The sequence below is a fragment of the Clostridium sp. Marseille-Q5894 genome (assembly GCF_946902305.1).
Classification (GTDB): domain Bacteria; phylum Bacillota_I; class Bacilli_A; order Erysipelotrichales; family Coprobacillaceae; genus Thomasclavelia.
The window spans coordinates 202,744-216,070 of sequence record NZ_CAMPPT010000005.1 but is presented as its reverse complement, the minus strand read 5'-3'; the positions used below and the strand labels follow the sequence as shown (position 1 = coordinate 216,070).

The following is a 13,327-nucleotide window of genomic DNA, read 5'->3' as shown; positions in this document are numbered from 1 at the left end:
CGAAAGGAATAGGTGTAATGAAAAAAATTAGTACATTCTTATTATCTGTACTGGTGCTTTTTGGTATTGTTGCAAATGACATGTCATTTGTTAGTGCAATGAATATTGAAAAAGTTACTCTAACTTCTGAAAAAGAAGAGCTGGAGACAGGTGAAAAAACAAATCTAAATGTTCGTGCTGATTTACCGGAAACTGCTGAAGTAATTGATTATAAGTGGACAAGCGACAATGAAGAAATTGCAATCGTTTCCGGTGAAATGAACAGTGCGGTTGTAGAAGCAAAAGCAGCTGGTAAAGCTAAAATCACTGTTACTGTAAACTACAGAAACAAAGTCAGTGCAGAGGAAAATATAAACTTGTCTACTGCTGAAATTGAAATTAATGTAGTTGAAAGGAAACCTCAGGATATAGTTACTGCAAAAGAGGAATCTGATGCTGAAGCATCTGAAAATAATCTTGATCCGGTAACTGCTGAATATATTAAAAATAATCTTGATACTGCATACACATCATTAAATATGATGCGTTTAGATCAGGTATTAGTTGTAAAAAACACTTTAGTTGAAGCGGAGGGAATCGCTGAAAATGAAACAATCGACAGTTTCTTTTTAAGAGAAGATACTGGTGATCTGTTTATAACAACTATCCCTTCTACTGTCGCGTTATATAACCTCGACACAAACAGTGACTATTATGTAGGTCTTGGTAATACAATGCTGAATGACAGTACTGCTGAAGTGAAAGATCATATTTTCGCAATCAATAACAACAATGCCGAAGTTGTTAATGACAGATGTCATTACGATGCAGAAACAGGTTTAGTTTATATTTCAAAAGATCTGTTTGGAAACACTGCCGGTAATGTTCAGGTACAGTTTCTACAGGCTGTATCTCAGTCAACCTCAAAACTTTCATCAAAAGTTAATTATACAACAACTGACAGCAGAACGGTAAAAGAAGGAAGCAGAAATGTTGACAGTTTTAATTTTGAAACGAACGTTAAAACAGAGAAAGATCTAGATAAAACTGAATTAACAGTTTCTGTTAACGGTCTGCCAACGAGTAATTTTAATTATGATTCTGATAACGGAATCATTACAATTCCACAGTCATCTACTGCTGTACAGAGCGTAAATGTAGATGTTGATAAGAAATCACCGATAGCAAAACTGGCAGATAAATTACTAAATATCACTAATGTTGAAGCTTTTTCAATGGGTGAAATGGGATGTGCAGGAACTGTAGATGTTCCAGACGGTGTAGGTACTGGATGGAGCGGTCAAATTTCTTTGTATAAAGCATACGCTTCTGACTGGAAGAATGCAACACTGCCCGTTTACGGTCTAACAACCGGCGAAGCAGATCTAATGAACACAATTTATTATGGAGGTCAGTTGGATTATAATAAACTGTATTATCAGAATACCGCAATGTATTTAGGAATCTGGATTCAGGGTGGATTAGATACAACGACTGGTATATGGCATAACAGTTTCTGGAACTGGACAGCAGAAAATGTAACAGGTGCAACACAGCTTGATGCATGGTTAAGACTACAATGTACGCATTTATCTAATCCTGATACCGGTAAAGGTGTCGAGTGGAAAGATGAAATGATCAATGTTCGTGTACTTGATAAAACTGGAGATGAAATTGTTGTAGGATTTTTGACTAAACGAGTAAACAGTCAGTCCGGTGCTGGTATTGCAAAATTTAAGATCAAACCAAAAAAAGGTAATTTAAATATTACTAAAGTAAATGGAAATCCAGAGTTGACAGATGGAAATGACTGCTATTCATTAGCTGGTGCTGAATACCAGTTAAGAGACGGAAACGGTAATGCAATTGCGACGTTAACGACTGATGCAAATGGTAATGCGAGTGTTACAGGTATCAATGCGGGTAATTATACACTTGTTGAAACAAAAGCATCACCGGGCTTCGAACTTAATACAGAGCATACATCTGTTACTATCAACGCAGGTCAGACTACTACACTGAACGGTGTTGGATGTCTTGTTGAACAGCCAGCCAATGACCCTGTTTCCATATCGATAATAAAAGCTGATAAAGAAAATAGTGAATCAATTGCTCAGGGTAACGCCTCTTTAGAGGGTGCAGAATTTACGATTAAATATTACAACGCTCTTTATGATAAAGTATCTGATTTACCTGAGAAAGCAACTAGGACTTGGGTTGTGAAAACGGTGTGGAATAAATATGCTAATGCATATATCGCGAGTTTAATGAGCAAAGAAAGTATTGTTAGTGAAAAAAGTGATGAACTTTATTATCAGGATGGATTGGCTACTTTACCAATAGGAACTATGACTATTCAGGAAACCAAGGCGCCTGAAGGTTATTTATTGGAAGGAGCGGTTTTAGAAGATAAGGATGGAAAAACTGAAAATATTGATAATGGTGTTTTCATTACTCAAATAAAGCAAAATGGAGATACTACGTCTGTTGTTGCAGGTAACTTCCCTATTGTTAAAGATGAGGTAAAAAAACATCATATTGAAATCGAAAAAGTAGCTCTGGATCAGGAAAGTAATACTACACCTTTGAATGATGCAGAATTTACTATCAAATTAAAGAATGATGTGACTGAAAACGGATGGGACAGTGCAGAAACATATGATGTTGTAACTACAGCAAATATTGATGGAAAAGACGGACAGGCAGTTACTAAGGATTTGCCTTTCGGTACATATATCGCTAAAGAAACAAAAGTACCTGCTGGATATGTACAAGCTGATGATTTTGAGTTTACTATTGATAAAGATGTGAGTGAAACTACAAAAGTACAGCATTTTACTGTTACTGATGTAGAAACACATATCAGACTTTACAAATATGATATCGAAACTAAAGCTCCCTTGAGAGAAGCTGAATATCTGATTTTTAATGAAACTACGAATCAGGAAGTTGGTCGTTATAAAACTAACGATGAAGGTATTATTGATTTATATAAATTAGCTGGCGGAAACAGCTATTACGTACAGGAAGTTACTGCTCCTAATGGATATGAAATCAATGATACTAAATTCTATTTTGATATCGATGCTAATGGTTTTGTAAAAATTTCTGATAAAAATAGCGATAAGAGTGTCTTTACTATCAACGATAAAGGCGATATGACTGTTTCGTTAAGCAATAAATTAAGATGGTTCAAATTAAATGTAGTCAAGAAGAATGATGCTGATAAATTGTTAGCTGGAGCTGAATTTACATTGTATAAAAATGCTGACTGTACCGATGAAGTAACGAAGGGAATTACTGATGATAACGGAAACTTATTATTTGACAAAGTTGAAGTAGGTACTTATTTCTTGAAAGAAACTAAAGCTCCTGCCGGTTACAGAAAGCTACTTGATCCGATAAAAGTAGAATTTAAGTGCATTGACGGTAAACATGTCTTTGTAGTTAATGATGTTGTTATTGATGAAAACAACAGTAATGAAAATTACAGCATGACAGTTGAAAATGACTGGTATATTGGAAATATGACAGTCATAAATGAACGTGGTGCTAAACTTCCTGCAACTGGTTCAAAAGGAACAGCATTGTTAGTAGGCGCTGGCACTATTCTATGTTTAGTTGGATTAAATAAAAAAAGAAAAAATAATAAAGGGGAAAATTAATTATGAAAACGAATATTAAAAAATCATTAATAGGGTTATTAGCTGTTTCTACAGCTTTTTCTGGTGCATTAGCAATAACTAATTTAACTAATTCAAACAGCAGTATTATTAATTCTGTTAACGCTTATGAACAAGGACATATTACAATTAGAGCCAATGTTGGTGATAATGGTGAAGTACAGTCTTTAGCAGGTAAAAAATTTAATGTTTACAAAATTTTCGACGCTGAAAATTCAGCAGGAATGGAAAGTATCAATTATACTATGAATCCTGCATATGAAAAATCTTTAAAGAAAGTTACAGGAAAGGATACAGAATACGCAATCATTGATTACATTCAAACAATGAATAATAATACAGTGATCAATAATGTAGAAGCACCTCAATTGAATGAAAGCAGATATTCAAATTTCAGATATTTTATCGAAAATTTGAGAAATGAGATTGTTGCTGAAAAGATAGATCCAACAATGACAGTAACTGTTCCTGAAACAGCAAAAGACAGTTATACGATGGATGTTGATTTTGGATGGTATGTTGTGGATGAAATTACATCAGTTGAGGGTACTCACAGTGCTTCTTCTTTGTGTATGGTTAATACAGCAAATCCGGATGTGTTTATCAATATCAAGAGTGATTTTCCAGTAATCCAGAAGCAGATAAGAGAAGATGACAGCAGAGGAAGTATTGGGAGCGATAAAGACGGGTGGAATGATGTCGCTGATTTTGAAATCGGACAAACAGTGCCATATCGTTATTTAACATATGTACCAAATATAAATGGTTACGAATCTTATTATTTTTCTATGCACGATAAAATGGATAAAGCGTTAACTTTTAACCCAGATAGTGTAGTAGTTAAAATCGAAGATAAAGCATTAATAAAAGATGTTGATTATCGTATAGTTACAGAAGGTATTCCAGAAGATGAAACTTTTCAAATTCAGATTACTGATCTAAAGGCAACTGTAAATAAATATTTCTACCCTGAATATGAAGGTGCTGTACCTGAAATGGAAAAATTCTATGGTCAAAAAATAGTTGTTGAATATAATGCGACCTTGAATGAAAGTGCATCAAATGATACAGGACGTCCCGGTTTTGAAAATGACGTAAAACTAGAATACAGTAATAACCCAGACAGTGATGGTACTGGGCAGACTGGGGAAACACCTTGGGATACAGTAGTTTGTTTTACGTTTAGAATGGATGGAGTCAAAGTAAATGATCAGGATCCTGAAGTGAAGTTAGAAGGTGCTAAATTTAGATTGTATAGCGACAGCTCATGTACAAAAGAAGTATATGTTAAAGAAGCAGCCAATGGTGACGGCTACACGGTAATCAACCGTGACAGTGTTAAAGGCGATGAAGCGCCTGCTGAAGCTGTAGAAATGGTTTCAGATGAAAATGGTATTTTCAATATTGTTGGTTTAGATAGTCAAACATATTACTTAAAGGAAACTAAAGCTCCTGCTGGGTATCGTTTATTAAAAGATCCTATTAAGATTGTAGTTGAGGCTACTTATGATGATGAAAATAGAGAAAATTATGTAAAGGGTGATGGTGCAACGAACAGAACTTTACAGAAATTAGAAGCATCAGCACATTTTAAAGAATTCTATTCAGGTAAATATTCTGAGTATGATAATAATTTGACTACTGATGTTGAAAATGGAACATTAAATATTAAAGTAGTTAATAAGGTAGGTTCAAAATTGCCTGCAACTGGTTCAACAATGACAGTGATCTTGGTTGGTGCAGGTACTGCAATGATGGCAACAGCTTTAATTAAGCGTAGAAAAGAAAATAAAGAAGATAAATAATGAGTAAAATTTTTAGAAAAGATATTTTTATTTTCATAATAGGGATAGCACTAGTATGCTACCCTATTATTTCAAGTTTCGTTGCCTCAAAAGATAACATGGGGTTAATATCGACTTATGAAACAAAAGTTGATAATTTAAGCTCAGCTGAAAAAAAAGAAATGATAAAAAAAGCTGAACAGTGGAATGATAAATTATATCGTCAGCAGAAAGGCATTTCAGTTGATGATAATCTTGATTATCAAAATATTTTAAACATTGGTGATGAAATAATTGGAACTATTGAAATACCAGCGATAGATGTAAATCTGCCGATATATCATGGAACTAATGATGATGTACTGAATATTGGAGCTGGACATGTTGAAGATTCTTCTATGCCCGTTGGTGGCACAAATACACATACTGTTATAACTGGACACAGCGGTCTGCCATCAAATAAATTATTTACAAGGCTGGATGAATTAGAAAAAAATGATAAATTTTATATTTATATACTTGATGAAGTTCTTGCATATGAAATAGATAAAATTGAAATAGTATTACCTGAAAAAGCAGACTATACAATTGAAGATGGTAAAGACCTTGCAACCCTTGTAACATGTACACCATATGGTATTAACACACATAGACTGCTGGTAACAGGTCATCGTGTTCAATATGATCAGGGTGTAAAAGATACAATAAGAAAGAGTCTGCCATCCTCGCACGAACTTATCATTTATACAATACCATTATTATTTGTTGTTTTAGGAATTATAATTTTCAGAAGGAAAGGAGCAAAAAAATGATCAAAAAATTTATGATTTTCGCTGTTACATTATTAAGTGCAGTTGGAATTATAAGTACTGTAAGTACAGTAGATGCATATAGCGAAACTGGATCGATAACAGTTGCACTAGAAGACGGCGTCGCTGGCACATCAACAGAAGGTGTTGAATTTGAGCTGATTAAAGTCGGTGATGTCATTGACGGTCTTTATGAATATACAGAAGATTTTGCTGATGAAAAAACTGATTTAAATAAAGTTGAAAAAGCTGATGAAATGGAAGAACTAGCAATCAGATTAAATAAAATTGCAAATGAAAATAAAATTACTGGTATATCAGATATAACCGATAATACTGGTAAACTTGTTTTTAAAGAATTAAAGGTAGGTATCTATTTATTAAGAGTAACTGATTACAATGAATATGAATATGTTGAACCAACTTTAATTTCTATTCCAACATACGATGAAGATGTTCAGAATTCAATGAATTTTGATGTTACAGTTATTCCTAAACATACCCCTTTTAAGGTATCGGTATCTAAACAGGATATAACTGATCATAAAGAACTGGAAGGTGCTCATCTTCAAGTAATCGACGAAAAAGGAAATATTGTGGATGAATGGGTTTCTGGAAAAGAACCCCATATGATTCAGAATTTATTCTGTAATCATACTTATACATTGACTGAAACTATTGCTCCAAAAAATTATAAAGTAGCACAGTCAATTAACTTTAAAATTGAAGAATCAGGCAAAATTCAAAAGGTAATTATGTATGATGAGCTGATGCCGGTGAAAGTTAAAACAGGTGACAACACAAATACTGCTTTACTATTTGGATTAAGCGGATTATCTTTATTGGGATTAGGTTTATTTAAATTTAGAAAAAGAAAAAATTAATAATTTGAAGAATTAATGACAGTAACATAGAAAAAATTTACATGCACAAATAAAGAATCGGTAAATATATTGTTTTTACATTTGTATAACATACTATATTTCACTGATTCTTTTATTCTACTGGTCAGGTATGACCAGTAAGAACGAAAGGAATTTATATGAAGGACAATAAAATAAATTTCTCTCTCTCGATTCTTTATGATGTTGATATCAAAAACGATACTTATACTTTACTATATTTTGATCATATTAAAAAAATAAAAGGAATACCAAAAGAACTGTCAACAGCATTTAAAAATGGACTGGTCGATACTGGGTGTATTTGTGCCATGACATATGGAGGTGAAAAAAATGAGTAACACTTTAACATCACAGGTATTAGAAAAAAGCAATATTATTGATGTCATACAGTCGTATGGTATAAGTCTTTTTAAAGCAGGACGCAACTATAAAGCTTTATGCCCCTTTCATGATGATAAAAATCCCTCTATGTCAGTATCGCCCGATAAACAGATTTTTAAATGTTTTTCCTGCCAGACAGCAGGCAATGCAGTTGATTTTGTCCTTCGGTATGAAAATAAGGTTAATAATAATCCAAATTTTAAACGCATTGATGCAATAAAAAAAGTTGCTGAAATATGCAATATTGATATACAAATAGAAAATACTATTGATAAAGAACCGGATTATTTAAATGCAAATCAAAGACAAATGGTTAAAATAAACAGCAATATCAATAAAGTTTTTTCATACTATTTGAATCAGACAGAATCCGGTAAAAAACCTCTCGATTACCTCTATCAAAGAGGATTATCTGATAAAGTTATTGCTGATCTTGAATTAGGCTACTGTCCAGAAAATACTGCCCTTCTAAATGACAAGAACTATTTAAATGCAAATGCTGTAGGAATAGTTAAAGAAAGTGAAAATGGACGATATGAGGTACTGCGAAATCGTATTATTTTTCCAATAAGAAATGATAAAGGCGACATTGCTGGTTTTAGCGGAAGAATTCTTTCAAAGGAAAAAAGCAGTATTAAATATCTAAATACTGAAGAGAATGAAATCTTTAAAAAAGGCGATATACTATACAATTTTTATGATGCAAAAAAACATATCGAAAATGATGGTATATACGTTGTTGAGGGGTATATGGATGTTATAGCAGCTAAAATGACAGGGTTGCATAACACATGTGCTTTGATGGGAACAGCATTGACTGATAAACATATTGAACTTTTAAAAAGTATTAACCGTCCTGTTAATCTAATGCTTGACAGTGACGAACCGGGGCGAAATGCTATCATTAAGGCTATTGATCAATTAGAACAGAATGGTATAGAAGTGAATGTTGTTGATTTAAAAGAACTGGGCGAACTAAAAGATCTAGGTGAATATTATGAATTTGTAATAAAAGATACAGATAAAGAAAAAGCAGAAGAAAAACTTACAACGCTTAAATCTGAGATTGTGAGATCAAAAGAAAAACCAGTTGTTTTTAAAATTAAAAGATACTTAGAAGAAATGGAGTTAAAAAGCGGTCTTAATTTAGTTAACATTGAAGATATTTACAGGAAATTTAAAGATCAGCTTAAAGGATCAAATTTAACAGCAGTTACAGAATACATTAAAAGTATTTCCAATTATTCGCAGACTGAGATTCAAGAGATCCTGCACCCTGTTAATAAAAATTATTCAAAATTTTTATCTGCATCGCTTAATAAAGCACTGGATGATATTCTAACTCATGAAATAATCCAAAAAGAGGACATTGTTTTAAAAAACTATTATCTTCAAAACAAAAAAGACATTTTAAAAATGGCTGATTCTCTTTTACAGGAAGATGGCGGATATTTATATCAGGATGGAACAATCGCAGGATATAATCTTCTAAATGCAGTGTTAAGAGAAAATAAATCCTATGAACAGTATAAAGAGATCAATACTTTTAAATATCAGTCACTGTTTGATAACTGCTATGCTAATAACAGTGCTAATAAAATATCTCTTTCTAAAACAGGACGGTTTCAGTTTATTGAAAAATACAACAAAACGTTTGAAAATGATGAATTAAAAGATAAAAACAATATAACTGAAGCTTATGTTATTGACAAAATAGATGATCTGTTTGATATCCTTCCTGTAAAAATGATGAATCAGTTTCAATTCAAGGATATACAGAGAACTTTTTATGAAAAAAAGATGATCTGTTTCGATTTTAATACTATTTTTGATACTATGCAGGTAAAGATGGGAATACTCGATTATTTTGATAAGAGTTTTAAAGCAGATGATAATAAACTAAAGGCGGTACTGATATATCCAAATCAGGATAAGTCTATCAAAATATCCGATAAAAGTTTAGTGAAAGAAATTAAAGCCAATCAAAAAGATCATAAAGAAACAGTCACCAAAACTAATGAGATAAATACTAAAAGTATTTCTAACAGTTATATCAATGTTTTTGTAAATCTTATAAAAAAAGAAACACAAAAAGGATTTTATTTTAAAGCAGGCAGAAACAATGACCGCTATTATTTTGCACCAAAAGAAATATGTAAATGGTATGGAAATAATAAGAGGACTTTAGGTGTGTCGTTACAGAATATCAATAAACTTGGTGAATATTCCTATGATGCTGAAAATAAAAAATTCACATATATTACCAATGCATCATATTCACAAATAGAAAAAGATTTTAAAGTATTTAAATCCAATACCAAAGAAAAGAAAAACAAAACGACATATATGCTGTTTAAAGAATATGATGTTAATTCCTTTGAAAAAAATGGAACTAAGTATGCAGTAGTTTCAATTCCTTATAAAAATGAAACTGCCACTATGACGATCCCGTTTTCATACAAACACAAAGAAACAGATGGAATGATTTCTTTTAAGGTTCAGGATAACTGGACGTATAATCTTGATTTAAATGGTATCAGAGAGAAAAAAACACCCGATGAAATAATGAAAATATATAATCAGCATAAAGATAAAGATTATGATCTTGATACAGCTGCTGATAGTAATGTTGATAATGATAAATTTGATGATTTTGAAAGGAGTGTAGCATATGGCTGATGCATCATCAGAAGCTAATTCAAATCTTAGAGATTTTAAACGTGCAGTAATGCGAGGTCTGCATTATTTAAAAAGAGGGGCACTCTTTATGAAAAAAATATTTTTAAAAGCTGAGAAAATATTTTTAAAAATTGCAGATAAATATTCTGTTATCAGATCATACAAGGCACTGTCTAAAAATAAATCCGGTCTTTCACGTTCATCTCCCCTGTCGCTAAAAGATTTAGAAATTGTAAAAAAACAAGCTAAAAACTGGAAAATACAGTACAGTATCATTAAGGTGGATGCTAAAAACCGGAAAAATAATGTAGGCTTCTTTAAACTGCTGAAAGAAAGGTTTGATAAAAAGACTGTTGAAGAACCAAAATATGAAGTTGTATACCGCAATGCTGACGGTGAAATCATGACAGGGATTTTAAAACAGGTTGCTGAAGAAAGACTGAAAAGACAAATTTCAAGAGATCCATCTGAGCGTACAGATTTTAATAAAGACGGTATAGTTGATGAAAAAGATTTTGAAGTAAGTCATAAGGAGCTGGATATGAAACCGGAAAATCTGGAGGAAAACAGAGAATATGGAAGTGTGCTTTCAAGTGAGTTTAAAGGTATAAATCATGCTGTAATTGATATTTCAAAAGAGGATTTTTGTAGATCAAATATTGAAACGACATTAGAAATTGAAACCTTTTCTGCTTATGTAAACAGAGATTCAAATAATAATCCGGTAGTATCAGTTATTGTGAAGCAGGAAGATTTAGAAAAATATCAAACTCTTTTAAATGATAATGATATTAAAGACTACACACTCATGGAGGCGAATTTTGACCATAATGCTTCCCCTATTAATTATGCAGATACAGTTCAGCTTAAATTTAAAAATGAGCAGGATTATAAAGATTTTAAAAATCAGTATAGTGATGTTTCTTTTAATGCACAAAGAAGCTGTGAAAATAATCAGTATCAGTGGACAGTGTTCGTTGAGGAGGATAAACTGTCAAAAAAGTTCGAGAACGACATCAGGAAGCCATCCTTAGAGAAAGTTTTAGACGATATAGAAAAAGACAAGGAAATCAGTATTAGTAATGATGTCGGTAGAGATCTTGATTTAGGTAAAGAACTTGAACTGAATATTGAAGAATAGAGGTTATATACAGTGCTGGTAAAAAAAGAACGAAAACGCAGTAAATTAATATACATTATACCTATGCTGACAGCTTCCTTATATTCGATAAGGGTATATTCGCTTATGAAAATAAACAATACACCTCTAAAACTGGAATATCTGGAAACGTCGTTAAATAGAATAATCGATCCATCATTTCCCTTGGTATTAGACAGGCAGGCAGTAATGACTGCTTTTTTTGTTTCAGTATTTGTTTTTGCTCTGATAAATACTTATCTTGGCAGTTATAAAAGAACTATTCAGGAGCAGACATACGGTACTGCTGAATGGGGTGATGCCATGGATCTCAATAAAATGAAAGCTAAAAATTATCAGGATAACGTGATTATCACAAATACAGAACAGTTTGCCAAAGATGCAAATATCAGCAATATAAACAGACATATTTTTGTCTGTGGGCGCCCCGGAACCGGAAAAACGAGAGCATTTTTATATCCTAATATTCTTTCTGCAACAGGTTCGGTAGTTATAACTGATCCTAAAGGTGAAGCGTTGAGAGCGTTAGGACATTCTCTGGTATCACTGGGTTATAGGATCAAGGTATTTAACCTTGATAAAAAATATGAATCCAATCATTATAATCCATTTCATTATATTAAGAAAATTCCAAAGGTTATTTACCATCTTGATGATGATATGGCTGAAGTAACAAATGAAAAAACTCTAGCTCAGGATGATGTTATGTCACTGATTAACCTCCTGTTCAAAGCTACTCAGTCAACGACAATCAAGAGCAGTACGGGTGATCCATTTTGGGAAAAAGCAGAAATGATATTTTTACAGGCAATAACCTACTATATGCTTTTCAGGCTTCCTGAAAGTGAACATACATTTTCAACAATGCTTGATCTAATCAGAAAAGCAAATCCTGACGAAAATGATAAATGCCAGCTGGATGCTCTTTTTGAAAAGTGGAAAGCAGATGAACCAAATCATGTTGGAGTAAAACAGTACGAACACTTTAAATCAGCTAGAGGTAAAATGTTGAGGACTATAGTTATGACAGCTGTTGCACGTCTTGCACCGTTGAACATAGAAGAAGCGTCTAATTTAACATCATATGATGATTTAGAATTAGACAGCTTAGGAATGCCTGAAGAACAGGGGAAAATTGCAATATTTATCGTAACTAAGCCTTCTGATGATGCATTTAACTTTCTTGCAAATCTGATGTATTCTCAGATGTTTAGTCTTTTGGATTATAATGCAAATAAATTTAACGGGTATCTCCCTACATCTGTAGATATATACTTTGACGAATTTAAACAACTAGGTGAAATTCCACGTTTTGCTGAAAATCTAGCATATGTACGTTCATTTAATGTTGGTTTTGCAATATTTTTACAATCTCTTTCACAGATCAAAGAACTTTATGAAAAAAGCTGGGAAACAATTCTTGACTGCTGTGATTCAATTCTTTTTCTTGGTTCCAATTCAGATTCGACACTGGAATACATGGAAAATATGCTTGGCAGTAAGACATGGTATAAAAAATCGACATCTCGTACATTTTCAAAAAATGGTTCAAACAGCAAAAGTTATGATATCGTTGGACGAAAACTTGCTTTTAAGGATGAAATTGGTCGAATGCCAAAAGGAAAATGTATTGCTAAAATTTCCAATACTGAACATAATGTGTTTTATTCTGATATTTATGATTTGAAAAAACATCCAAGATATAAAACTCTATTTGAACCTAGAGACCCAAAAACAGTAAATAATCTGTATGATCATAGAAAATATCTTGAAGCTAATCATAAAAAAGTAATCAGGAAAAAGAAGTTTGAAGAAATGGGTATCAATGCAGAAATAGTTACAATTACATCAAACAGCATAAATCCTGTTGATCTTGCAAAATTTAAAGTTGTAGGAAATCAGGATACAGATTTATCAAATTTATAGAAGGCAATGGTGGTCATATATG

8 protein-coding genes are annotated in these 13,327 nt (G+C 32.4%); all 8 read left to right on the top strand.

Annotation, left to right across the window (positions count from 1 at the left end; all coding sequences use genetic code 11):
• The first annotated feature begins 17 nt into the window (after nucleotides 1-17).
• The 8 genes from OC535_RS09525 to OC535_RS09490 all read left to right on the top strand — a co-directional run bounded on the left by OC535_RS09525 (nucleotide 18) and on the right by OC535_RS09490 (nucleotide 13,305).
• Nucleotides 18-3,644 (top strand): SpaA isopeptide-forming pilin-related protein, encoded by a 3,627-nt coding sequence (locus OC535_RS09525; protein ID WP_498823675.1) that lies wholly within the window; start codon nucleotides 18-20, stop codon nucleotides 3,642-3,644.
• A gap of 2 nt (nucleotides 3,645-3,646) precedes the next feature.
• Nucleotides 3,647-5,467, top strand: coding sequence for an isopeptide-forming domain-containing fimbrial protein (locus OC535_RS09520; protein WP_498823673.1), 1,821 nt, complete (start codon nucleotides 3,647-3,649; stop codon nucleotides 5,465-5,467).
• Nucleotides 5,467-6,258: a class C sortase gene (locus tag OC535_RS09515; protein ID WP_009299883.1), complete on the top strand. Its 792-nt coding sequence runs from the start codon at nucleotides 5,467-5,469 to the stop codon at nucleotides 6,256-6,258. Before OC535_RS09520 ends, OC535_RS09515 begins: the two co-directional genes overlap by 1 nt.
• Nucleotides 6,255-7,139 (top strand): SpaA isopeptide-forming pilin-related protein, encoded by an 885-nt coding sequence (locus tag OC535_RS09510; RefSeq protein WP_009299884.1) that lies wholly within the window; start codon nucleotides 6,255-6,257, stop codon nucleotides 7,137-7,139. The genes OC535_RS09515 and OC535_RS09510 overlap by 4 nt, the downstream gene beginning before the upstream one ends.
• Nucleotides 7,140-7,297: 158 nt before the next feature.
• Nucleotides 7,298-7,498, top strand: a complete 201-nt coding sequence (locus tag OC535_RS09505; protein ID WP_009299885.1) for a hypothetical protein — start codon at nucleotides 7,298-7,300, stop codon at nucleotides 7,496-7,498.
• Nucleotides 7,491-10,220, top strand: coding sequence for a DNA primase (gene dnaG, locus OC535_RS09500; protein ID WP_498823672.1), 2,730 nt, complete (start codon nucleotides 7,491-7,493; stop codon nucleotides 10,218-10,220). The genes OC535_RS09505 and dnaG overlap by 8 nt, the downstream gene beginning before the upstream one ends.
• Entirely contained in the window at nucleotides 10,213-11,361 is a 1,149-nt protein-coding gene (locus OC535_RS09495; RefSeq protein ID WP_498823671.1) for a hypothetical protein, read from the top strand. The genes dnaG and OC535_RS09495 overlap by 8 nt, the downstream gene beginning before the upstream one ends.
• 207 nt (nucleotides 11,362-11,568) lie before the next feature.
• The gene (locus OC535_RS09490) at nucleotides 11,569-13,305 is read left to right on the top strand and encodes a VirD4-like conjugal transfer protein, CD1115 family (protein WP_498823670.1); all 1,737 of its coding nucleotides are present in this window, start codon (nucleotides 11,569-11,571) and stop codon (nucleotides 13,303-13,305) included.
• The last annotated feature ends 22 nt before the right edge of the window (nucleotides 13,306-13,327 follow it).

What these genes read in the sequence shown, in the direction of transcription:
- OC535_RS09510 (WP_009299884.1), top strand. Translation starts at nt 6,255, where the DNA reads ATGATCAAAAAATTTATGATTTTCGCTGTTACATTATTAAGTGCAGTT.
- OC535_RS09495 (WP_498823671.1), top strand. Translation starts at nt 10,213, where the DNA reads ATGGCTGATGCATCATCAGAAGCTAATTCAAATCTTAGAGATTTTAAA.
- OC535_RS09520 (WP_498823673.1), top strand. Translation starts at nt 3,647, where the DNA reads ATGAAAACGAATATTAAAAAATCATTAATAGGGTTATTAGCTGTTTCT.
- OC535_RS09505 (WP_009299885.1), top strand. Translation starts at nt 7,298, where the DNA reads ATGAAGGACAATAAAATAAATTTCTCTCTCTCGATTCTTTATGATGTT.
- OC535_RS09490 (WP_498823670.1), top strand. Translation starts at nt 11,569, where the DNA reads ATGACTGCTTTTTTTGTTTCAGTATTTGTTTTTGCTCTGATAAATACT.
- OC535_RS09515 (WP_009299883.1), top strand. Translation starts at nt 5,467, where the DNA reads ATGAGTAAAATTTTTAGAAAAGATATTTTTATTTTCATAATAGGGATA.
- dnaG (WP_498823672.1), top strand. Translation starts at nt 7,491, where the DNA reads ATGAGTAACACTTTAACATCACAGGTATTAGAAAAAAGCAATATTATT.
- OC535_RS09525 (WP_498823675.1), top strand. Translation starts at nt 18, where the DNA reads ATGAAAAAAATTAGTACATTCTTATTATCTGTACTGGTGCTTTTTGGT.